Below are 21,560 nucleotides of genomic sequence, written 5' to 3' on the forward strand. Positions count from 1 at the left end.
CTCAGTCGGTTCCTGCACTGTCGGGGGTCTGCTGGGCGACCCGCTCGCTTGCGCGCGCGACGAACTCCTCAGGGAGGTCGCCGATCTCGCCGGCTTGGACCCGCCAGAGGTTGGCGTACAGCCCGTCTTCCCCGATGAGCTCCTCGTGGGTGCCGCGCTCGGCGATTCGGCCGTCGTCGAGAACGAGGACCCGATCGGCGTCGCGCACCGTCGAGAGCCGGTGGGCGATGGCGAACGTCGTCCGGTCGGCGGCGAGGTCGTCGATCGAGCGCTGGATCAGGAGTTCGGTCTCGGTGTCGACCGCCGAGGTCGCCTCGTCGAAGATCAGGATGGCGGGATCCTGGAGGATGGTCCGCGCGATCGCGACGCGCTGGCGCTGGCCGCCGGAGAGTTTGACGCCGCGCTCGCCGATGTCGGTGTCGTACCCCTCGGGGAGATTGGCGATGAACTCGTGGGCCTCAGCGCGCTTTGCGGCCTCGATCACCGCCGCGTCGTCGGCGTCGAACTTCCCATACCGAATGTTCTCCCGCACTGTGCCGTCGAACAGGAAGTTCTCCTGGCCGACGTAGCCGATCGCTCCGCGGAGGCTTTCGAGCGTGAGGTCCCGGACGTCGTGGCCGTCGACGCGAATCGCGCCCTCGTCAACGTCGTACAGCCGGAGGAGTAGTTTGAGAACCGTTGTCTTGCCCGCGCCGGTCGGACCGACGAGGCCGACGGTGTCGCCAGGCTCGGCGGTGAAATCGATGTCGTGGAGGACGCGCTCCTCGCCGTAGCCGAAGGAGACATCGTCGTACTCCACCCGTCCCGCGACGGTATCGAGCGCAGTCGCGTCGGGTGCGTTCTCGATCGAAACGGGAATGGACATCAGTCCGAGGATACGCTTGGTGGAGGCTTTGGCGTCCTCGTAGCGGTCGACGATGGTCCCCATCTGTGAGAGGGGTTCGACGAGGCGCTGGGTCAGGAGGAGAAAGATGACGAGATCGCCCGTAGAGAGGGTCCCTGTGAGAGGACCGGGAGCCGTACCGGTGATGACCCAGAGACCGCCGACGACGAAGGTGAGAACGAACGAGATCGAGATCAGCGCCTCCAGTCCGGGCCGGTAGACGAAGTTGAGCCGGAGCGCGAGCCAGTCGAGCCGGAAGTAGTTGTACGAATGCTCGCGCACGCGCTCGTCCTCGTAACCCTCGGTGTTCGAGGATTTGATGACTTCGATCCCGCCGAGGTTGTTTTCGAGGCGGCTATTGAGGTCGCCGACCGACGAGCGGACGTCGGCGTAGCGTTCCTCCGCGACCCGCATGAACCAGTAGGTGAACGCCCCGGCCACCGGGATCACGGCGAGCGTGACCGCCGCGAGCTGGGGGTTGATCGCGGTCAGGATCGCGGCCGTTCCCAGAATGAGCACCCCGAGCTGGATCGCCTCGCCCATCATCGAATCGAGGAACTGCTCCAATCGATTGGTGTCGTTCGAGAGAATGCTCATGAGCTCGCCGGTCTGCATCTCGTTGAAAAACTCCATGTCGAGGCGCTGCATCCGCTGGTAGCTCGCGGTCCGGACCTCGTGTTTGACTCGGTGGGAGAAGAGGTTGAGCGTGGACTGGCGGACGAAGTTCAGTACGGCGGCCCCGACCATCGCGACCGCCATCACGACGACTGCGAACCAGAACTGCGCCGCCGTGGTTTCGGGCAGCCACGCCGTCGGAACGTACGGCAGCGTGAACGCTTTGGTGTTCTCGAAGAGCGAATCGATCGCGACCCCGAGTAGCACTGGTGGGATCAGCGAGAGAAAGCGTGCGAGGGTGCTCGACAGCACTCCAATGGCGAACCACCGGCGGCTCCCCTGTCCGAACTCGACGAACAGTCGGAGCAGCGGGTGCTCGATCGATTCGCGTCGCTGCTCGATGTACTCGGCGTCGAGGGCGCGATCCGAACTCACGGGTGGTTCTCTGCGGTTGGCCACTGCCGGTAAAACCGATTGGGGAAACCCGCATGTCTAGCCGATACTTTCGGCTTGTCTCACTACCTCACACCACTCGCGCGACGCGAACCTGGACACGAGTAGGGGTCGTCGTCAAGAGCGGGATTCGTCGGTGTCGACCGCGAACGGGCTCTCGCTTGCAGTCCACTTCCACCCTGGAAGGCGGGTCTGGAACCCCGCCGCGAGCGCAGCATCGAGATCGTCGAGCCCTGCTGTACCCTCGGTATGCGTCGTGACGTCGGCATAGTGGAAGGTTGCCTCACCGAGCAGCCGGAGCGGTTGGTTGCCGGCGATGGTCCCTGCGAGTTCGCGGCCCAACAGCTCGTCGACGACGAAGCCCGGATAGTCGCCCTCGACGTCGAGATCGCGGAGCAGCCGGGAGAGCGCCGCCACGTTCACCGCGAGATCACCGTCGGCGAACACTGCGTCGACCTCCGCACGGTACGTCTCCGGCGAGACACTGCCGACCTCGGTATCGAAGGCGGCAGCGAGGTCGGTCCGGACGTCGTTGAGCAGCGGAACCACGGTCGGGACGCGCTCTTTGATCCACTCGCGTTCGTCGGCGACGGCAGCCGGGGTGAGTCGCATACGGTCGAACGGACTGGCGGCGGGGTACGCTTTGCGAAAGGTTTTATTACCGTCAACGGATAGGAGCAGATACACGCGGGTTCTCCGGGCTCTCAGCAGTCCATCGTCACGAGTCCGGACCCCACGGGCCCGTCGTGCGGGCCGAACGACCTCCAGAGAGTATTGTATGCCACAGTCCGTGCCTCTCGCGAACGGTTCCCGTCCACCGAACGGACCGACCCACGCCGCCGCTCAGGAGCAGGTCCGATCGAGAGCCGGGCGCGACGACGGACCGGCATACGCGTGGTCTCTCAGCACATGACCCGAATCTTACTATGAGTACGGTTGACAAGCAGCTCGACGAGCTACAGGCAACGATAGTCGACGAACTCCCGAACGACATCTCGGTGTCGGACGTGACCTACGAAGGGCCGGAGCTCGTGATCTACACGCGCGACCCGAAGAAGTTCGCGCGCAACGGCGACCTGATCCGGAATCTCGCTGGCCAACTTCGCAAGCGGATCACCGTGCGTCCGGTCCCCGACGCGCTCACCGATCCGGCGACCGCGCGCGAGAAAGTCCTGAACGTGATTCCCGAGAAGGCCGACGTCTCGGATCTCGACTTCCACGCCGACACCGGCGAGGTCGTGATCGAGGCCGCCAAACCGGGGATGGTGATCGGTCGCCACGGCTCCACACTCCGAGAAATCACCCAGGAAGTCGGCTGGACGCCCGAAGTCGTCAGGACGCCGCCGATCGAGTCCTCCACGGTGTCGAACGTCCGGAGCTTCCTCAAGCAGGAACGCGAGGAGCGCCGGGACATTCTGGAACGCGTCGGTCGGCAGATCCACCGCGAGGAGATGGCCGACGACGAGTGGGTCCGGATCTCCACCCTCGGCTGCTGTCGGGAGGTCGGCCGCGCGAGCTTCATCCTCTCGACGCCCGAGACGAGGATCCTGATCGACTGCGGCGACAAACCGGGTTCCGACGACGCACCGTACCTCCAGGTTCCCGAAGCGAACCCGCTGAACTCGCTCGACGCCGTCGTCCTGACCCACGCTCACCTCGATCACTCCGCACTGATCCCGCTCCTGTTCAAGTACGGCTACGACGGGCCGATCTACACCACCGAGCCGACCCGCGATCTGATGGGGCTCCTCCAGCTCGACTACCTCGACGTCGCGGCGAAGGAGGGCCGCAGCCCCCCCTACGACAGCGCGATGGTCCGGGAGGCGGTCAAACACGCCATCCCGATCGAGTACGGCGACGTCACCGATATCGCACCCGACGTAAAACTCACGCTCCACAACGCCGGCCACATTCTCGGCTCGTCGGTCGCGCACTTCCACATCGGCGACGGGTTCTACAACGTCGCGTTCTCGGGCGACATCCACTACGACGACACGCGCCTCTTCAACGGCGCGGTCAACGACTTCCCGCGGGTCGAGACGCTCGTAATGGAGTCCACATATGGAGGACGGAACGACTACCAGACCGATCAGGCCGACTCCGAGGAGAAGCTGATCGAGGTCATCAACGAGACCGCTGACCGCGGCGGGAAGGTCCTGATCCCGGCATTTGCGGTGGGTCGGTCCCAGGAGATCATGCTCGTCCTCGAAGAGGCGATGCGCTCGGGGAAGATCCCCGAAATGCCCGTCCACCTCGACGGGATGATCTGGGAGGCGACCGCGATCCACACCACCTATCCCGAGTACCTCCGGGACGATCTCCGAGATCGCATCTTCCACGACGACGAGAACCCCTTCCTCGCGCCGCAGTTCAACCACATCGACGAGGGCGACGACGAGCGCGAGGAGGTCGCCGCGGGCGACCCCGCGATCATCCTCTCGACCTCGGGGATGGTCACCGGCGGCCCGATCATGTCGTGGCTCGATCATCTCGGGGCCGACACCGACACCACGATGGTCTTCGTCGGCTACCAGGCCCAGGGCACCCTCGGCCGGCGGATTCAGAACGGCTGGGACGAGATCCCGCGCAACGGCCGCGGCCGCTCGAACACCCTCAATCTCGAGTTCGACGTCGAGACCGTCGACGGGTTCTCGGGCCACGCCGATCGCCAGGGCTTAGAGAACTTCGTGAAGACGATGAATCCCAGACCTGAAAAAGTGCTCTGCGTCCACGGCGACGAATCGAGCGTCCAGGATCTCTCCTCTGCGCTGTATCACAACTACAACATGCGGACGTTCGCGCCGAAGAACCTGGAGACGTTCCGATTCAAATGAAAGCCCTCGGCGCGCCTTGGTGGCGCGCCTCGCCCTTTTCATGTCCACCGGGAGAGCAAAGCTCTCCCGAGCCCTGCCTCACTTCGTTCGGCAGGACACCAGGCAGCCTCCGCAACGCATTGCGCGCGCCGGGCGCGTAGCCCGGCACGCGCTGAGGCCTCGCCCTTCCCCATGTTCGCGCGCCCGGCGCTGTCGCGCTCGGACGCGCTCACGGCCACCGCTCCGCACCGCTACCGTAACCACTCCGGAACCACTCCGCAACCCCCTTCGCAGACCGCCCCGGCAGCCGGATCGAGCAGGGAGGAAACCTTTACCCCACCCCGCGTGAGGTGAGGACATGTCCGAACTCGTTGCCGACGACATCACCGACTTTGCATGCGCGGTCGGTCCTCAGCCCGACGAAGTTCTGACCGAGATGGACGAATACGGCGAGGAGATCGGCTTTCCGACTGTCGGCCCCGCGGTCGGCGGCTGGCTCGCCACGCTCGCGCGCCTCGTCGATGCGGAACGCGTCTTCGAGTTCGGCTCCGGGTTCGGCTATTCTGCGTACTGGTTCGCCCGGGCGCTTCCGCCAACGGGTGAAGTCGTCCTCACGGAGATCGACGCCGACGAACTCGATCGGGCGCGCGAGTACTTCGATCGCGGCGACCTCACGGACCGGGCGTCCTTCGAACACGGCGACGCGATCGATTTCGCGCGGGACTACGAGGGGCCGTTCGATGTCGTCTTGATCGACAACGAGAAAGATCGGTACGAAGAGGCGTTCGACGCCATCCGCGAAAAGGTCGCGCCGGGCGGCGTCGTGATCGCCGACAACGCGATGACGAGCACCTCCGTCGACTTCGAGACAGTGCTCGAACTCGTCGAGGGCGAGACGGTCGCGGACGCGAACGAATCGACCCGTGGCGTCGCGGCGTATCTCGCACGGGTCCGCGCCGATCCCGACTTCGAGACCGCCGCGATCCCGCTCGGCGAGGGGATCACCGTGAGTCACCGCACCGAGTGACACCGGAACCACCGCGACGAGACACCGGACTGCCGACGAGACGAGAGTGAGCGATCGGCACTCGGTGGGAAGAATCATTACGGACCGGCCATTGTGAGGTTGTATGCCACGAGGCACTCCCCAGACCCTGCGCCCGTTCCGCTGGCGTGCGGAGCGGATGTACCCCGATACCGAGATCGTCTCGCGCACCGCCGACGGGATCGAACGGTACGATTATTCGGAATACGGTGATCGCGTTGCTCGCCTCGCAAACGCACTTGACACCGCCGGCATCGGCGACGAGGCTCGCGTCGGCACGTTCTGCTGGAACCACCACCGCCACTTCGAGACGTATTTCGGCGTTCCCGACTCGGGCCGCCAGCTCCACACCATCAACCCCCTTCTACCCGACGAGCACATCCAGTACATCGTCGAGAACGCGACCGACGAACTCCTGTTCGTCGACCCTTCGCTCGCCGAGAAGCTCGCCGGCGCGTACGACGCCGACGCGTTCGGCAGCGTCGAGCAGTTCGTCGTGATGGCCGACAGCGTACCGGAGATCGACCTCGATCCCGTCACGGATTACGAGTCGTTCATCGCGGAGCAGGAGCCCGAGTACGACTGGCCCGCACTCCCCGAGGACCGCGAGGCCGGGATGTGCTACACTTCCGGCACCACCGGGCGGCCGAAGGGCGTCGAGTACTCCCAACGGATGCTCTGGTCGCACACGATGGCGACGGTAACGCCACAGGGCCTCGGCATCGAGGACACGGACGTCGTGATGCCGGTCGTGCCGATGTTCCACGTCAACGCGTGGGGGATGCCCTTCTCGACGACGGCCGCTGGCGCGAAACACGTCTACCCTGGACCCTCGCCCGATCCGGCCGACATCGCGCACCTCATCGAGGAAGAGGGCGTCACCATCACCGCGGGCGTTCCGACTGTCTGGCTCGGGCTACTCGAATACCTCGAGGAGAACGACGTCGACCTCTCCTCCCTCGAAGAGATCGTCATCGGCGGGAGCGCCGCTCCAGAGGCGGTCATCCGGCAGTTCGACGAACTGGGCGTGGATGTCCTCCACGCATGGGGGATGACTGAGATGAGCCCGATCGGCTCGGTCGCGCGGCTCAAACCGGGGATGGACGAGTGGGACGCTGCCGATCGGCACGCGAAACGCGGCAAACAGGGGTTGATGGTGCCAGGCCTCGAGTTCAAGATCATCGACGAGGACGGCAAGGAGGTCGAGTGGGACGGCGAGGAGTTCGGCGAGCTCTGGGTCCGCGGCCCGTGGGTCACCACCGAGTACTTCGAGCGCCCCGAGGCCAACGAGGAGGACTTCGAGGACGGCTGGCTCAAGACCGGCGACGTGGTCTCGGTCGACGCCGATGGGTACATCCAGATCGTCGACCGCGCGAAGGACGTCATCAAGTCGGGCGGCGAGTGGATTTCGAGCGTCGAACTCGAAAACGCGCTGATGGCCCACGACGACGTCGCCGAAGCCACCGTCGTAGGTGTGCCCCACGAGCGCTGGCAGGAGCGCCCGGTCGCGTTCGTCGTGCCTGGCGGTGATGTCGATCAGGATGTCCTGTCCGACGAACTCCTCGAAATGATCGCCGAGGACTACCCGAAGTGGTGGGTTCCCGACGACGTCGAGTACATCGACGAGGTGCCCAAAACCGCCACCGGGAAGTTCTCGAAGAAGGACCTCCGCGAGGAGTACGCCGACGCCTCGCTGGTCGAGGGTGAGGCACCCGCCGAGGCCGCTCCCGAGGACGAGTAGTCGACGCCGTAGCGGCGGAGCGACAGCCGCCGAACAACCCTCGACACACGGTTTCCGGTTTACGCGACCTATTTGGGCGTCGCGCTCCCATCGAGGATATGGAGCTACTCGACGAGTCGATCGTCCCCGAGCACGCCCGCGAGGTCAAAGCCGAAGCCCGCGCGTTCGCCGACGAGCATATCGCGCCCAACGCCGAGGAGTACTTCCGAACCGGCGAGTACCCGTGGGAGATCCTCGAAGCCGGCCAGGACGCCGGTCTCGTTGCCCAAGACATCGATGAGGAGCTCGGCGGACGCGGTCTCGGATTGGAGGCAATGCTCGCGATCGCCGAGGAGTTCTACCGCGCGGATGCCGGGATCGCACTCACCCTCCAGCTCGCGAGTTTCGGAGCCGAGATCGTCGAGAAGTACGGCAACGACGACCAGCACGAGGAGTACCTCCGGCCCGTGGCGGAGTGCGATCAGATTACTGGCCTCGCGGTTTCGGAACCCCAGACCGGCAGCGACCTCGCCGGGATGACCACGAGTGCCGAGAAGGACGGCGACGAATGGGTGCTGAACGGCGAGAAGTACTGGGTCGGTAACGCGGTCGAGGCCGAGTGGCTCACCGTCTACGTCAAAACAGGGGATGCCGACGATCGCTACTCGAACTACTCGATGTTCATCGTGCCGACCGACGCGCCCGGCTACGACGCCGAACACATCCCCGAGAAGATGGGCTTTCGCGCCTCCAAGCAGGGCCACATCGAGTTCGACGATTGCCGGATCCCCGAGGCAAACCTCGTCGGCAACGAAGGCACCGGCTTCTACATGCTCGCGGACTTCTTCAACCACGGCCGGGTCGTCGTCGGCGGCCACGGGCTGGGTCTCGCTGCGGCGGCCATCGAGGAGGCGTGGGACTTCGTCCACGACCGCGCGGCGTTCGGCCGGGACGTGAGCGAGTTCCAGGCCGTCCAGCATGACCTCTCGGACATGCTCATCGAGTTCGAGCGCGCCCGCGCGCTCAACTGGCGCGCCGCCGGGAAGGTCGCCGACCAGGACAACGCGGGCTACTGGGCCGCACTCGCCAAGGCGAACTCCACCGAGGCCGCCGTCGAGTGCGCAGAACGCGGGATGCAGCTCCACGGCGGTCGGTCGGTGCTGTCCGAAAACCGGATCGCCCGTGTCTATCGCGATTGCCGGATTCCGGTGATCTACGAGGGCGCGAACGCGATCCAGCGCAACCTGATCTACCGCCAGCGCTGACTGCTGCCCCGCCGAGCCGCTGCTCCGCCGTCCCGCGAGCTGGTGTCAGCTATCGAGAACTCGGTTCGTCGTTCGGTAGATTTGTCCGTGTGTGACGCCTCTTGCCGTATATCGATGCAACAGCAAAGCGATAGCGACAGCGAACACGCTGGTTCGACCGTCGACGGCCTCCGCGAACCGGTCGACGAACACCGCGATCCCGCATACGACATCGATCCGCTGTTCGTCAATCGGTGGTCGCCGCGGTCGATGACCGGTGACACGCTGCCCGAGGACGATCTCCTCGCGCTGTTCGAGGCCGCCCGCTGGGCTCCGTCGTCGTACAACAACCAGCACTGGCGGTTCGTCTACGCGACGCCGGACGACGATGCATGGGACGACTTCGTCGATCTGCTCGCCGAAGGCAACCGCGAGTGGGCGACCGACGCCGCGGCGCTCGTCGTAATTCTCTCGAAGACCACCTTCGATCACAACGACGAGCCTGCGCCCACCCACTCCTTCGACACCGGCGCAGCGACGGAGAACCTCGCGCTGGAGGGGGCACGCCGTGGCCTCGTCGTCCACGGGATGCAGGGATTCGACTACGACGCAGCCGCCGAGCTGTTCGATCTCACCGACGAGTACGCGGTCGAGGCGATGACCGCTATCGGCGAACGCGACGAGGACGCGATCGCTCCTGGCGACGACGACGGTGAACACCCGAACCAGCGAAAGAACTTGGACGAAATCGTCTTCGCCGGCGAGTTCACGCCGAGCTGAACCTTCGGCGCAGTGTACCGTCCTCCGAAATCTTGTTTTGACGGGACGAAAGGATCGATACCGACGAGAACGGAAGTCGTCGGTTGAACCGGCCGTCCGAACAACTCTCACTGACCAATAGCAGGCCGTTTCCGAACTCCCGACCCCATTACTGTCCATCGCTGCCCACTGCCAGAACGTTCAAATACCAGTACTCAGTACGCAGCGGACGTCGACCAAGAGAATGATTGGAGCCGATCACCACGACGGAACATCCGCTGACGCCACCCTCGATGGCGATACCGACACCGACGCCACCGAATCGAGGACACAGCACGTTCTCCAGCGGGTGCTCGCCCGTATCGACGCGCCGATGATCGATTCCGCGTACCAGCTCTCACGGACCGGGACACGCCCACGCCCCGGGCGCGAGCGGTGGTTAGAGCCCCCCGGAGAGGAGTGCGTCGACGACGCCCGGCAGCGAGGTCGCCGCGGACACGACCGCTAACACGACGAGTGCGGCGTTGATAACCGAGAGCGAGCGTGTGTTTCGGTGCTCACCCATCGTTTTCTCGTCGTTGACCGCCCAAAACAGTAGGACGGCCGTGATCGGGAGCCCGACGATGGCGTTGTACGCCGGGAAGAGAATGATCATGTCGATCACGCCGAGGCCCAAAAACATCGTGATCAGCGGCGAGAATCCGCTGATACCGACGAGAACTGCGTAGATGGCTTTGAAACTCCGGCTGGCCGAATCGGCCTCGTTCCCACGAGCGTGCTGGAAGAGATACGACGGCGTCCACATGATCGGGATGATGCTGTTGAACGCCGCAGCGACCGCGCCGACCAGGAACACCGTCCGCGCCCACTCGCCGATGACGTTCCCGAGCGCGCGTCCCGGGGTGAGAAACGTTTCGAGTTCGGTGTAGCCCGCCGGCCGGAGGACGGCGGCCGCGAGGACCAAGATCGCGATCGTGGTGATCCCGCCGACCGCGTAGCCGATCCCGAGATCTCGTCGCATCGGGGCGATATCCGACCGCCCGGTCCAGCCTTTCTCCGCGACGAGGTTCGATTCGAGGAAGAAGTTCGGCCAGAGCGCGGTCGTGCCGAGAATCGACGCCACGAGCGTGAGCGCGCCGACGCCGGGAACGCTCGGGACGAACCCGGTGGCGATCGCCGACAGTGGCGGGGCTGTCGTGCCGGTGACGACGAGATAGACGATCAGCAGTCCGATCATCATCGCGGTCATCAACTGCTCGATGCCCTCGTAGTTCAACACGCCGACGGCGACGGCAGCAAATCCCGTGAGGACGGCGAGCGGCATCCAGCCGACCGCGCCACCGACTAGCAAGGAGAGTCCTTTCCCAACCGCGGCGGTCAGCTCGAACGCCCAGAGCAGACAGCCGCTCGACAGAACGACGGCGAGTACGGTCGCGAGCCGCCCGCCGAGTTTCCGCCGGACGAACACCATCAGCGGCTCGCCGAAGATGCCGAGCCGGGCGCTCATGTCCTGTGCCATGAAACCGAGCAACGCTGCGCCGACGACCGCCCACAGCAGCGCGTACCCGAATCGAACGCCGGCCGAACTGGCGATGAATATCGATCCGGAGCCGAAGTAGCTAGCAACCATCACGAACGCCAGCCCGTACTGCTGGAAGAAGCCGGACGTCGTGTCGCGAACCCGCTCTCGATACGATGAGGTAGTACCTGACATGTTCATTTCGAAAACTTCGATCGCCCGAACTGCAGTCCGCGCCGCAACCGGAATTTTCCGTCATCTATCGCCGCAGTGACCGTGACAGTTCGATAGTAGATCGCGTGCCACCTAAGAGCGTTGCTTGCGAACGACTCGTTCCACGGCTGTGCGGTGGTTCAGTGCTCGTCGGTCGACGACGAAAACTACCGTTGACGAGGTGTTTCTGTGGAGTGGAGAGCGAACGGTGTCGGAGAATCGCCAGCACCGCCGGAGGGAGGCGTTCGTCCCGAGACTCCTCTGTGGATTCGATCCTCGTCATCGCCGATACTGAATAGGGCTCGTCACCGACCACTGGTGGATCGGTCGCGGATGGCAACCGACGGCGGGGACGATCGAGGGTGCGCTATTCCTCGCGGCCCGGGATTCCGCGCTCGGTCATCGCGCGCGCATCGAGCACGTCGTCGGCTTCCTCGGCGTCGAGATACTCCTTCTCGACGACGACCTCGCGCACGGTCTTGTCTTCTTTGAGTGCTTCCTTCGCCACCTCGCTCGCCTTGTCGTAGCCGAGGTGGGCGTTCAGCGCGGTCGCGAGCGCCATGCTCCGTTCGACCTGCTCCTCGCACCGTTCGCGGTTGGCTTCGAGCTTGTCGACGAACTTCTCGGCGAAGGTCTCGCTGGCGTTCGCGAGCAGCGCGACCGACTGGAGGGTGTTGTGGGCGATGACGGGTTTGTATAGATTGAGGTCGATCTGGCCGTTCGCCGCGCCGGTCGAGACCGCGGCGTCGTTGCCGACGACTTGGACGTGAACTTGATTCACGGCCTCGGCGACGACGGGGTTGATCTTCCCGGGCATGATCGACGAGCCGGGCTGGTTTTCGGGCTGGTCGATCTCGCCGATGCCGTTTCTGGGTCCCGATGCGAGAAGTCGGAGATCGTTGGCGATCTTGTGCAGCGATCCCGACACCGTACGAAGCGCGCCGTGGGCTTCCGCCATCGCGTCGTGGGCGGCCTGGGCCTCGAAGTGATCGGTGGCCTCCTTGAACGGTAATCCTGTTTCCCCGGAGATGTACTCGGCCGCGCGTTCGGGGAACTCCGGATGGGTGTTGAGTCCCGTGCCGACCGCGGTCCCGCCAAGCGCGAGCTCCGAGAGATTGCGAGTGGTCTTGTTCACGCGGGTGATCCCCTTGTCGATTTGAGCGCGGTAGCCGCCGAACTCCTGGCCCAGTCTGACGGGGGTTGCGTCCTGGAGGTGCGTCCGACCCGTTTTCACCACCGTGTCGAACTCCGCTTCCTTCTCGCCGAGCGCCGTCCGGAGGCGTTCGAGCGCGGGAACGAGGTCGCGCTCGATCGATTCGAGCGTGGCGACGTGCATCGCCGTCGGGATCACGTCGTTCGAGGACTGGCCGAAGTTGACGTCGTCGTTCGGGTGGACAGCTCTGGAACCGACGTCCTCACCGCGGATCTCGCTCGCACGGTTCGCGATCACTTCGTTGGCGTTCATGTTCGTCGAAGTGCCCGATCCTGTTTGGAAGACATCGACCGGGAACTGGCCGTCGTGTTCGCCGGAGATGACCTCTTCCGCCGCCGCGATGATCGCCTCCGCCGTCTCCTCGTCGATCAGATCGAGGTCGCGGTTGGCCTGCGCGGCAGCCTTCTTCACGATTCCGAGCGCGCGAACGAATCGCCGGTCGAAGCCGATCCCGCTGATCGGGAAGTTCTCGACCGCACGCTGAGTTTGTGCTCCCCAGTAGGCGTCCGCGGGGACTTCCATCTCGCCCAGACTGTCGGCCTCGGTGCGGGTGTCCTGATCGCTCATACACGCCCGCTTTGCGCCGGGGTTGGTAAAACTCACGGGAACCGGTCACGCGCTCGCTACGACCCGCCCGGCAGCCATCTCGTCCAGCACTGATCCGTCTCGGCAGTCCGTCTCGATCAGGCGCTACGCTCTTCGTACTCCTCGGGAGTGTACGTCTTGAGTTCGAGTGCGTGGATGTCGGTCGTCATGTGCTCGCCGAGCGCGTCGTAAACCTGCTCGTGTTGGGCGACGAGCGTCTCGTCCTCGAAGGCCGGCGCGACGACGACGGCGGCGAGATGGTCGTCGTCCTCGCCGCGCGGCTGGGTGACGGTCGCGTCCGCATCCTCGATGCCGGATTCGATGAGTCGCTCGACCTCGGTGGTGTCCATGTCCGAACGGGCGTGAGCCAGCGGCAAAACGCTTCAGGTCGCTCGTGGTGAGACCACTACCGGCGACCGACGTTCCGTGACGAGTTCGAAGCGGGGCTGTCGATCGTTTGCGGCACTAATCCGGCGATCCACGACGTATATACGGCGGCGATCGCTCGACGAAGACATGAAACTCCGCCGGCTTCCAGCCGACGAACCCGCCGTCCGTCGCTACGTCGAGGAGCTATGGCTCCCCTTCCACCACGATCTCGAAGCGAATGTCGACCGCCACGCGCTCGCCGAGGACATCGATCTCGTCGCCGAGGAGACGGCGTTCCGACTCGACCAGCTCGACGAAGCGGGCTATCGAGCGTGGATCGCCGTCGACGGCTCGTCGACCGATGATTCGGGAGCCGACACCGACCTCGCCACCACCGACGGCGACTTCGTCGGTTTCGTCACGACCGAGATCGACGAGGCATCTTCAGTTTTCGATCGGCCGGACCGGCTGGTCGTCGGAGATATCTACGTTCGCGAGCCGTACCGTGGTACGGGTCTCAGCCACCGGCTGATCGAGCGCGCTGTGGAGCGAGCACGCGAGGCAGGTTGTGCGGAGCTCGCGCTCGACGTCGATGTCGACAACGAGCGCGCCATCGGTTTCTACGAGAAGCTCGGCTTCGAGACGCACCGTCATCGAATGACGGTTTCCGTTGATGATGTCTGAGCTGTTCCTTATGGCAAAATTTCTACCCAACCTCCGATATGCGCATTCGTCAGTGATATCGTCAGCGTTGCTGATCAGCCGTTGGCACAGGTAGTCTTCAGGTCCAGCGATCGAGTCCCGACTGGACGACGCTCTCCTCGATCCGCTCGAAGCCGCGCTCGATCTCGCTCTCGGGGATCTCCCACTCGTCGGTCACGTACTCGCGCGCCGCGTCGAGGTCGGGGTCAATGTCGGTATCGAACTTGGCGTCGGTCACATCGGGGTTCAAAAACAGCTCTCGGATCAGATCGCCGTTCTCGATGTACGCATCCTCGGCCTCCAGCGCGGCCCAGAGGTCGCCGTGCTCGCGGACGAGTTTTACTGCGGTCTTCGGCCCGACGCCTGATACGCCCTCGTTGAAGTCCGTGCCACAGAGGATACCCACGTCGACGAGCTGCTCCCACGTGAGATCGTGCTCGGTGAGTGTGGCCTCGAACTCCATACACTCGGGGTCGCCTTTGCTCGTGAGGCCGCGGAGCGTGCGGGGCGCGCCGAACAGCAGGGTGTCGTAGTCCTCGCTGCCGGCGTAGTCGACAGTTCCAGAGCGGGCCATGTGGGCGGCCTGGGCCTCACCCTCCGCAGGGGCTTCGACCACCGGCACGTCGAGCAGCCCGAGGAGTTCGCGCGTGGTCTCGTGGATCGTGTCGGTGAGGCGCTGGGTGCGTGCCTCCAGTCTGGCGGCCTCGATCGCGTCGCCCGCCTCGCGCGCTTCGACGGCGCGCTCTTCGGCCTGTTCGCGCTGTTCGCGCCGACGTTCGACCTCGTTGGTTTTGAGGTCGGTGACGCCGCCATCGAAGACGAACACCGGCGTGACGTCGTGTTCGAAGAACTTGGGAAGGCCCTGGACGATTCCGACGAGGTTCGCGACCTCTTCGCCGGCCGTCGTGGTGTAAACCGCGTCGCTCGTCCACTTGACTGTCGTGGTGAGATATCGGTAGAGCCAGTTGTGGGCGTCGATCGCCACCGTTGCGCCCGCCAGCTCCGAGAACGCGATCGGCTCGATCGCGGCGAGTTGGCGGAGGTCTGCGTTACCCATTGGCCGTCGTACGCGCGTCGCTTGCTTGACTCTACTGCAATCGAATCAACAGCGAGAAGCGGTCGTTCGCAAGCACTCAGCGCGGCGGGAAGCGGTGGCGGTCCGGGACGGCAGCGCACTCCCGTGACCCCAATCGTTAACCAACGTGCTGCGCAACTGCTGTGGGAGCCGACGATGAATGGATTAGACGGGAGGACGGTTGTCATAACGGGAGCTGGATCCGGGATCGGGCGTGCGTCCGCGCTCCGTTTCGCTGACGAGGGGGCAAACGTCGTCGTTGCCGATATTGCGGAAGAGACCGGCCGTGAAACGGCCGATCGTATCGAGGATGCCGGTGGCAACGCGATCTTCGTCGAAGTCGACGTTTCCGATCCCACGTCGGTCGAACGAATGGTCGATGTCGCTGTCGAGACTTACGGGAGCCTCGATTTCGCTCACAACAACGCGGGGATCCTCACCGGCTTCACGGAGGTGACCGACATCGAAGAGGCCGACTGGGACCGACTCCTCGACATCAATCTGAAAGGAATCTGGACGTGCCTGAAGGCCGAACTCCCCGTGATGGAGGAGCAGGGACACGGAGCGATCGTCAACACCGCCTCTGAGGCCGGTCTGGTCGGGATGGGCGGCCTCTCTAGCTATTCGGCCAGCAAGCACGGCGTCGTCGGCCTGACGAAATCGGTCGCACTCGAATACGCCGGGCGGGGCGTCCGCATCAACGCGATCGCGCCTGGCCCAACGAACACGAACATCCAGTCCGGCATGATCGGCGGTGATTTCTCCTCGATGTCGCTTACCCAGCGAGTCGTGGCAGTCGTTCGGCTGATTCGGACGGCGGTTCGGACCATCCGTGCGGATTTCGATACATCGGCGATGCGGGACGTCCCGATGGACCGCATCGCAGATCCGGAAGAGATGGCTGGTGCGGTGGCGTTCCTGTGTTCGTCCGATGCCTCCTACATCACTGGACACACGTTGCCGATCGATGGTGGCCAGGCAGCCGACTAAGTGTTTACCTCACGTAGGCGGATCGATCACCGCCGGCGGGTCCGCCTCGCTTCTCGTGGCCAGAAAGTTCTCCTCGCCGTCGGAGAGATCGCGCTCGCGGTAGACATCGAGTCCTGCTTGGTAGGCCGTGCGTGAGCGCTCGGCTGGCCGGCCTGCGGGACGTTCGAGCACGAGCTCCGCGAGCCCGGTCTCCCGACCGGTGTAGCCGAACCCAGCCTTGTGGAGGGCTTCGTAGGCGAAGGGGTTGTTGACCGCGATCCGGAGGCGCTCGTAACCTCGATTCGCGGCCCGTTCGGCGGCGAACGCCGCGAGCCGCGCACCGATCCCGTCGCCGCGACGGTCGTCCCGAACCGTGATATATCGGAACCAGAGCGTGTCCGGGTCGGTGCGGTCCTCGTTGAACGCGACCGCCGCAACGACCCACTCGTCGAACTCGCTTTCGTCCGCACTCGCGGCCGCGTCCGTCTCGCGGGCGACGGCCTTCCCGGTCTGTGACATCACGAACTTGCCGGCGTAACTGAACCGCCGGTAGTCGAGCCGGAGGGTCGGGCCGTCCTCGGGCCAGCCGCACACGACGAACTCCACGGTGTCCCGTGGCGTGCGTGTGGGATATGTCCTCCGGGGAGGTTTTTAACCGGTGGCCGGTCTACGAGGAACCATGCACACGCCCGGCGACGTTGCGTACTTCGAGCGTTTCGCGCGCCACTACGAGCGGTTCATGCCCTCGACCGACGAGCGCGCGCTCCGGGCGGGACTCGCACTCGCCGAGCGCGACATCGAGCGCGTCGTCGACGTCGGCGGTGGCACCGGCCGAGCGGTGCGCACGATCGACGTTCCCGAGCGGATCGTGGTCGACGCCGCCCACGGGATGCTCGGCGAGGCGCGACGGCTGGGACTCGACGGCGTCCGTGCGGACGGCGCGTCGCTCCCGTTCGCCGACGAATCGATGGATTCGGTACTCATCGTCGACGCGCTCCACCACGTCGCCGACAGGGCAGGGGCGCTCGCCGAGGCGACCCGCGTCCTTCGACCGGGTGGCGTGCTGGTCTGTCGGGAGTTCGACCGTGCGACGCTACGCGGGCGCGCGCTGGTCGCGGCCGAACATCTCGTGGGGTTCGACTCGGAGTTTTTCACCCCCGAAGAACTCGCCGCAGGGGTCGAGAACGCGGGTCTCGACGCCGCAGTCCCCTCTCGCGGGTTCGGCTACACGGTCGCGGGCGTCAAACGCTGATCGACGGATACATTCTGCCGCGCTTCGAACCGGATACATGAGCAGTGCCGTCGCGTCGCTCCGCGCGCGCACCGACCGCTCACCGCGAACGTTCGCGCTCGCCGTCGGTGACCTCCTCCTGATCTCGCTGTTCGTCGTCCTCGGCGAACTCCAGCACGGCTACGATCTCGTGGCCGATGCGCCGCGGGTCGTCGGCACCGCGCTCCCGTTTTTCGTCGGCTGGGCGCTCGCATCGATCCTCGCCGGTGTGTACGCACCATCGACCTCCCGATCGGTCGGCTCCGCGATCCGACGGACCGCGCTCGCGTGGATCGCGGCGGCGCTGATCGGTCAGGCGCTCCGCGCGACACCGGTTTTCCCCGGCGGGTTCGCGATCGCGTTCGTCCTCGTCTCGCTCGGCGTCGGGCTCGTCCTGCTGGTACCGTGGCGCGCAGCAGTCGCGTACGTCAGCAGTCGGAGCTAAGCCGAACGACCGAACGATTCACCGCCACGGGTTCGACACCAGCTCGGCCTGGACGGAACTCCCGACCGCGATCCGACAATCAGACCGCGGTTCTGCGATACACAGCAGGACGTAACCCGACTCGTGGTGGCGCTCCTTCAGCGCCCGCGGCGGACGGGCGTGTTCGATCCGGCCGTCGAGGAGCTTCCCGGTGCAGGTCGCACACGCACCGGTCCGACAGCCGAAGGGGAGCGCGACGCCCGCGTGTTCGGCCGCCGCCAAAATCGGCTCGCCCTCGACGACCGACACCCGTTCTTCGCGACCGTCGGACCATTCGAGAGCGACGTCGTGCGCGCTACTGCCAGACGTCACTCGTGCAGTCGCCGTCTGGCCACCGGATCTCGTGGGCGCGCGCCGGGCCGTCCGGGAGGTCGCCGAAGTCCACGAGGAACTCCTCGTCGAGGCTCATGGAGCCGTTTCGCGGATCGACATCGGCTTTGAGCATCACCGATCCCTGCTCGGCTTCCTCGGGGTAGAACTGGTTGTCCCAGCTCGAAAACAGCGAGGTGGTCCAGTAGAGACGCTCGCCGTCGAGGCTGAGCTGGAGCATCTGTGGTCCGCCCGCGAGCTCGCGATCCTGTACTGGGGCTGGGTCGCCGAAGTGGCCGCCCGCCCAGATCCGATCTGCGAGCCGGGGGTTCGCCGGGTCCGAGATGTCGTACATCCGGACGTCGCCGTGGAGCCAGTTCGAGAAGAACAGGTAGCGGTCGTCCATCGACACGAGGAGGTCGGTGACGAGACCAGGTACGGGCATGTCCCAGCCGTCGTGCTCGCGGGCCTCGACGTCGATGACCGGCTCCGTGCGCCACTCGTCGCCGTCTCGCGGCTTATCGCCGCTCGACCGTTCCGAGGCGCTTCGCGCCTCGCTGGCCTCGTGGAAGTGGAACACGTTCGAGGACAGCGCCGCACCGACGTAGCCGTGGGTCGCCTCGGGGCTGTGGAGGAAGCGGACTTCGAGCGGGATCAGCCCCTCCTCCCCGAGATCGATCGTCTGCTCGACAGTTTTGTTCTCCCAGTCCCAGACGTGGAGTTTCCGGCCGTAGTTGCCCGCCTCGACATCGTCCATATCGAACCCCGGATAGTAGGTCTTCGGGGCGGCCCACTCCGAGGAGACCATCACGTTGTGTCTGGGTTGATACCAGTAGTCGTAGTTCATCTCGATCTCGCCTGGCGGCTCCCACCGACCGTCGACCTCGAAGTTCTCATCGAGCGCGAGGAATCCCCCGGGGAGATCGCCGTCGGCATCCCCCAGCATCGAAATCAGGATCTGCCCGTCGGGGATACAGTGAACGGTGTGCGGTGCGGAGAGGTCGTGCTCGAACACCTCCTCGGGCTCGATCACCGATTCGAGTTCGGGGTTGCGCCGATCCTTCGTGTCGACGACGTGGATGCGCGAGGAGCGCTGGCCGGGGATCACGAGGTGACGGCGGGAGAGACCGTCCATGTGACACGACGACGAGCAGGCGTTCCAACCGAAGTGGTGGAGCTCGTCGCCCCGGTTCGGCATCTCGACCCGATCGATAATCTCGGTGTAGGTGTCCGAATCGGGATCGACGTCGACCACCCCGAGGAAGTCGGGCGCGTCGACATCGGTGCCGACGTATAGTCCCATGACGTAGGCGATCTCCTCTGGCTCGGACTCCTCGATCGCGGCCTGTGGCGTCGCGTAGCCCGGTCCCTCGGTGTCGTGCGATTCGTGGTCCACCTGACCCGTCGTATCGTCCGGCTGTTGTGCGTCACTCATGCCCATACAACACTCGTGGGCAGCGGTATCACCCGCCCGAAACCAGCAACATGATCCTGTTGTTGCGGGCGACGGTCGGATGGTATCGACAGGAACACCCACGAAAGTTGTCGGTTGCCCTCGAATATCAGTAACGACACGTCCGTTGGATCAGGTGGTATTGTACACTGGCCGCCTTCCCGCCGGCTCCATCTCACCTGGACGAGCGCGGCGTATCGGCCGCGCGGGCGTCGATGAGCCCGACGAGTTCGCTTCTGGTCACTGGGTGTGAACCGGTGGGAAGGTGTGCCTCCCGAGCGACGCGGACGGCCGTCGGCGGGTGGAGGTTCGAACGCGCGAGGAGTTCCTCGTCGTAGAACACCTCACGCGGCGGCCCACGTCCGACGACGTTCCCGTCACACATCACGCAGACTCGGTCGGCGATCTCCGCCGCGAAATCGAGGTCGTGCGTCGAGAGCACGACACTGACCCCCGCCTCGTGGATGCGCTCGATTCGATCGGCGACCAGGCGGGATCGCTGGGGATCGAGCCCGGCCAGTGGCTCGTCAAGCACGATCACACTCGGTTCGAGCACCAGCACGCCCGCGAGGCCGACGAGGCGCTTTTCTCCCCCGCTCAGATAGTGTGGAATGCGATCCTGCAAGTGAAGTGCGTCGACGGTTTCGAGCGCGGCTTTGGCGCGTTCGCGGGCTTGTTCGGCCGGCACACCATAGTTCCGGAGTCCGAACATCACGTCGTCCACGACCGTGGGCGCGACCAGTTGCGTGTCGGCGTCTTGGAAGACGAACCCGACCTCCCGGCGAGCGTGAGCCGGGTCCTCGTCGGTAACCCGTCGGCCGGTCACATGGAGTTCGCCCTCGTCGGGTGTGAGTGTCGCGTTGAGGTGTTCGAGCAGCGTGGACTTCCCCGCACCGTTCCCACCGACCAGCGCGACGACCTCGTCGGCGTGAACGCTGAACTCGACGTCGCACATTCCGACGGTGCCGTCGGGATAGGTATGCGATTCACATCGGAGGTCGACGAGCGGATCGGTCACGTCGTCGCTCCCTCCAGAGTCATCTCCGTCGATCATATCGGCGTCACCTCGTAGGTAATCACGAGCGCGTACCCAACGACCATGCCGAACATGAGGACGACCACCGCCGTCTCGTGTGCTGGCGGCCGGTGGACATCGCCGTAGACGGTGATGTCGCCGTCGTACCCGCGCGCCTCCATCGATGTGACGAGTCGCTCGGACCGCTCGATCGCAGTCAGCATCGTCATGCCGAGAATCCGTGCGTAGAGTTGCCTGTTAAGCCAGAATTCGCTCAAATTCGCTCCGCGCGCGAGCGAGCTTTTCACGAGGTCTTCGAGGGTTTCGAGCATGACGAACGTGAACCGGTAGGTCAACAGCGCGACCTGGTCGATCGGTGCGGGGAAGACTCGCCCGAGCAGGTACGCGATATCGTTGTACTTCGTGGTCATCGAGGCCGTGAGCGCGAACGTGACCACCGTGAGCGACCGGCAGGTCAGCTCGACGAACAGCGCCGCACCTTGCCACGTGATCGATACCTCCCCCACCGGCGTCGCGAGCGCGCCGAGGACCGGTGTACCGGGTTCGAGGAAGGCGAGCGGCCCGGCCACCGAGACGATGAACAACATTGGCAGCGAGTACCAGAGGATCAACCGACGATACGGAAGTCCGGCGATACCGTAGACGGCGAGTGTCGCGGCGTACAATCCCGCGAGAACCGCGAGCGCGTCGACGACGGTAACCGCGAGGACGAGGGTGCCGACGACGCCGAGCTTCGTCCAGGGGTTCACGCGGTGGAGCGGCCCGTCGCGGCGCTCGGCGTAGGCGGTGATGAGCCGCGGGTCCGGAACGTGATTCGAGAGGGTCGTCATC

20 protein-coding genes are annotated in these 21,560 nt (G+C 65.1%); 9 read left to right on the forward strand and 11 right to left on the reverse strand.

Annotated features, from left to right (window positions below; all coding sequences use genetic code 11):
• Position 1: 1 nt before the first annotated feature.
• Both C449_RS08695 and C449_RS08700 read right to left on the reverse strand, forming a co-directional pair.
• Entirely contained in the window at positions 2-1,933 is a 1,932-nt protein-coding gene (locus tag C449_RS08695; RefSeq protein ID WP_049913988.1) for an ABC transporter ATP-binding protein, read from the reverse strand.
• 135 nt (positions 1,934-2,068) lie between these two features.
• On the reverse strand, positions 2,069-2,563 hold the full coding sequence (locus C449_RS08700) for a hypothetical protein (protein WP_006077623.1): 495 nt from the start codon (positions 2,561-2,563) through the stop codon (positions 2,069-2,071).
• 314 nt (positions 2,564-2,877) lie between these two features.
• Here C449_RS08700 and C449_RS08705 point away from each other — a divergent pair, with 314 nt between their 5' ends.
• The 5 genes from C449_RS08705 (at position 2,878) to C449_RS08725 (ending at position 9,553) form a co-directional block, all read left to right on the forward strand.
• The gene (locus tag C449_RS08705; RefSeq protein ID WP_006077624.1) at positions 2,878-4,785 is read left to right on the forward strand and encodes a beta-CASP ribonuclease aCPSF1; all 1,908 of its coding nucleotides are present in this window, start codon (positions 2,878-2,880) and stop codon (positions 4,783-4,785) included.
• Between the two features lie 337 nt (positions 4,786-5,122).
• Positions 5,123-5,791: an O-methyltransferase gene (locus tag C449_RS08710; protein WP_006077625.1), complete on the forward strand. Its 669-nt coding sequence runs from the start codon at positions 5,123-5,125 to the stop codon at positions 5,789-5,791.
• 103 nt (positions 5,792-5,894) lie between these two features.
• Positions 5,895-7,550 (forward strand): long-chain fatty acid--CoA ligase, encoded by a 1,656-nt coding sequence (locus tag C449_RS08715; protein WP_006077626.1) that lies wholly within the window; start codon positions 5,895-5,897, stop codon positions 7,548-7,550.
• Positions 7,551-7,648: 98 nt separating this feature from the next.
• Positions 7,649-8,794, forward strand: a complete 1,146-nt coding sequence (locus C449_RS08720) for an acyl-CoA dehydrogenase family protein (protein ID WP_006077627.1) — start codon at positions 7,649-7,651, stop codon at positions 8,792-8,794.
• 114 nt (positions 8,795-8,908) lie between these two features.
• On the forward strand, positions 8,909-9,553 hold the full coding sequence (locus C449_RS08725; protein ID WP_006077628.1) for a nitroreductase family protein: 645 nt from the start codon (positions 8,909-8,911) through the stop codon (positions 9,551-9,553).
• A 418-nt stretch (positions 9,554-9,971) separates the two neighbouring features.
• On the opposite strand, the gene C449_RS08735 is transcribed toward C449_RS08725, so the two are convergent.
• The 3 genes from C449_RS08735 to C449_RS08745 form a co-directional block, all read right to left on the reverse strand.
• Positions 9,972-11,246 (reverse strand): Nramp family divalent metal transporter, encoded by a 1,275-nt coding sequence (locus C449_RS08735; protein ID WP_049914024.1) that lies wholly within the window; start codon positions 11,244-11,246, stop codon positions 9,972-9,974.
• A gap of 385 nt (positions 11,247-11,631) precedes the next feature.
• Positions 11,632-13,044, reverse strand: a complete 1,413-nt coding sequence (locus C449_RS08740) for a class II fumarate hydratase (protein ID WP_006077630.1) — start codon at positions 13,042-13,044, stop codon at positions 11,632-11,634.
• Positions 13,045-13,160: 116 nt separating this feature from the next.
• Entirely contained in the window at positions 13,161-13,412 is a 252-nt protein-coding gene (locus tag C449_RS08745) for a BolA family protein (RefSeq protein WP_006077631.1), read from the reverse strand.
• 166 nt (positions 13,413-13,578) lie between these two features.
• Between C449_RS08745 and C449_RS08750 the strand changes: the two genes are divergently transcribed.
• Complete coding sequence (locus tag C449_RS08750) at positions 13,579-14,115, forward strand: GNAT family N-acetyltransferase (RefSeq protein ID WP_006077632.1); 537 nt, start codon at positions 13,579-13,581, stop codon at positions 14,113-14,115.
• A gap of 97 nt (positions 14,116-14,212) precedes the next feature.
• Here C449_RS08750 and fen read toward each other — a convergent pair whose 3' ends face one another.
• Positions 14,213-15,190 carry a flap endonuclease-1 gene (gene fen, locus C449_RS08755; protein ID WP_006077633.1) on the reverse strand — a complete coding sequence of 326 codons (978 nt, stop codon included), beginning with the start codon at positions 15,188-15,190 and terminating at the stop codon, positions 14,213-14,215.
• Between the two features lie 174 nt (positions 15,191-15,364).
• On the opposite strand from fen, the gene C449_RS08760 reads away from it, so the two are divergent.
• Positions 15,365-16,198 (forward strand): SDR family NAD(P)-dependent oxidoreductase, encoded by an 834-nt coding sequence (locus C449_RS08760; RefSeq protein ID WP_006077634.1) that lies wholly within the window; start codon positions 15,365-15,367, stop codon positions 16,196-16,198.
• 9 nt (positions 16,199-16,207) lie between these two features.
• On the opposite strand, the gene C449_RS08765 is transcribed toward C449_RS08760, so the two are convergent.
• Positions 16,208-16,783, reverse strand: coding sequence for a GNAT family N-acetyltransferase (locus C449_RS08765; protein WP_006077635.1), 576 nt, complete (start codon positions 16,781-16,783; stop codon positions 16,208-16,210).
• A gap of 73 nt (positions 16,784-16,856) precedes the next feature.
• On the opposite strand from C449_RS08765, the gene C449_RS08770 reads away from it, so the two are divergent.
• Both C449_RS08770 and C449_RS08775 read left to right on the forward strand, forming a co-directional pair.
• On the forward strand, positions 16,857-17,429 hold the full coding sequence (locus C449_RS08770; RefSeq protein WP_006077636.1) for an SAM-dependent methyltransferase: 573 nt from the start codon (positions 16,857-16,859) through the stop codon (positions 17,427-17,429).
• A gap of 37 nt (positions 17,430-17,466) precedes the next feature.
• The gene (locus C449_RS08775) at positions 17,467-17,892 is read left to right on the forward strand and encodes a DUF3054 domain-containing protein (RefSeq protein ID WP_006077637.1); all 426 of its coding nucleotides are present in this window, start codon (positions 17,467-17,469) and stop codon (positions 17,890-17,892) included.
• A gap of 18 nt (positions 17,893-17,910) precedes the next feature.
• On the opposite strand, the gene C449_RS08780 is transcribed toward C449_RS08775, so the two are convergent.
• From C449_RS08780 to C449_RS08795, 4 genes are all read right to left on the reverse strand, one after another.
• Positions 17,911-18,243, reverse strand: a complete 333-nt coding sequence (locus C449_RS08780; RefSeq protein WP_006077638.1) for a 2Fe-2S iron-sulfur cluster-binding protein — start codon at positions 18,241-18,243, stop codon at positions 17,911-17,913.
• Positions 18,227-19,675 carry a selenium-binding family protein gene (locus C449_RS08785; protein ID WP_006077639.1) on the reverse strand — a complete coding sequence of 483 codons (1,449 nt, stop codon included), beginning with the start codon at positions 19,673-19,675 and terminating at the stop codon, positions 18,227-18,229. Before C449_RS08785 ends, C449_RS08780 begins: the two co-directional genes overlap by 17 nt.
• A gap of 193 nt (positions 19,676-19,868) precedes the next feature.
• A complete protein-coding gene (locus tag C449_RS08790; protein WP_006077640.1) occupies positions 19,869-20,747 on the reverse strand; it encodes an energy-coupling factor ABC transporter ATP-binding protein in 879 nt (292 codons plus the stop codon).
• The gene (locus C449_RS08795) at positions 20,744-21,559 is read right to left on the reverse strand and encodes an energy-coupling factor transporter transmembrane component T family protein (RefSeq protein ID WP_049914027.1); all 816 of its coding nucleotides are present in this window, start codon (positions 21,557-21,559) and stop codon (positions 20,744-20,746) included. Before C449_RS08795 ends, C449_RS08790 begins: the two co-directional genes overlap by 4 nt.
• Between the last annotated feature and the right edge of the window lies 1 nt (position 21,560).

The organism is Halococcus saccharolyticus DSM 5350 (assembly GCF_000336915.1).
In the GTDB taxonomy this organism is placed as follows: domain Archaea; phylum Halobacteriota; class Halobacteria; order Halobacteriales; family Halococcaceae; genus Halococcus; species Halococcus saccharolyticus.

What these genes read in the sequence shown, in the direction of transcription:
- C449_RS08700 (WP_006077623.1), bottom strand. Translation starts at nt 2,563, where the DNA reads ATGCGACTCACCCCGGCTGCCGTCGCCGACGAACGCGAGTGGATCAAA.
- C449_RS08705 (WP_006077624.1), top strand. Translation starts at nt 2,878, where the DNA reads ATGAGTACGGTTGACAAGCAGCTCGACGAGCTACAGGCAACGATAGTC.
- C449_RS08710 (WP_006077625.1), top strand. Translation starts at nt 5,123, where the DNA reads ATGTCCGAACTCGTTGCCGACGACATCACCGACTTTGCATGCGCGGTC.
- C449_RS08715 (WP_006077626.1), top strand. Translation starts at nt 5,895, where the DNA reads ATGCCACGAGGCACTCCCCAGACCCTGCGCCCGTTCCGCTGGCGTGCG.
- C449_RS08720 (WP_006077627.1), top strand. Translation starts at nt 7,649, where the DNA reads ATGGAGCTACTCGACGAGTCGATCGTCCCCGAGCACGCCCGCGAGGTC.
- C449_RS08725 (WP_006077628.1), top strand. Translation starts at nt 8,909, where the DNA reads ATGCAACAGCAAAGCGATAGCGACAGCGAACACGCTGGTTCGACCGTC.
- C449_RS08735 (WP_049914024.1), bottom strand. Translation starts at nt 11,246, where the DNA reads ATGTCAGGTACTACCTCATCGTATCGAGAGCGGGTTCGCGACACGACG.
- C449_RS08740 (WP_006077630.1), bottom strand. Translation starts at nt 13,044, where the DNA reads ATGAGCGATCAGGACACCCGCACCGAGGCCGACAGTCTGGGCGAGATG.
- C449_RS08745 (WP_006077631.1), bottom strand. Translation starts at nt 13,412, where the DNA reads ATGGACACCACCGAGGTCGAGCGACTCATCGAATCCGGCATCGAGGAT.
- C449_RS08750 (WP_006077632.1), top strand. Translation starts at nt 13,579, where the DNA reads ATGAAACTCCGCCGGCTTCCAGCCGACGAACCCGCCGTCCGTCGCTAC.
- fen (WP_006077633.1), bottom strand. Translation starts at nt 15,190, where the DNA reads ATGGGTAACGCAGACCTCCGCCAACTCGCCGCGATCGAGCCGATCGCG.
- C449_RS08760 (WP_006077634.1), top strand. Translation starts at nt 15,365, where the DNA reads ATGAATGGATTAGACGGGAGGACGGTTGTCATAACGGGAGCTGGATCC.
- C449_RS08770 (WP_006077636.1), top strand. Translation starts at nt 16,857, where the DNA reads ATGCACACGCCCGGCGACGTTGCGTACTTCGAGCGTTTCGCGCGCCAC.
- C449_RS08775 (WP_006077637.1), top strand. Translation starts at nt 17,467, where the DNA reads ATGAGCAGTGCCGTCGCGTCGCTCCGCGCGCGCACCGACCGCTCACCG.
- C449_RS08785 (WP_006077639.1), bottom strand. Translation starts at nt 19,675, where the DNA reads ATGAGTGACGCACAACAGCCGGACGATACGACGGGTCAGGTGGACCAC.
- C449_RS08790 (WP_006077640.1), bottom strand. Translation starts at nt 20,747, where the DNA reads ATGATCGACGGAGATGACTCTGGAGGGAGCGACGACGTGACCGATCCG.
- C449_RS08795 (WP_049914027.1), bottom strand. Translation starts at nt 21,559, where the DNA reads ATGACGACCCTCTCGAATCACGTTCCGGACCCGCGGCTCATCACCGCC.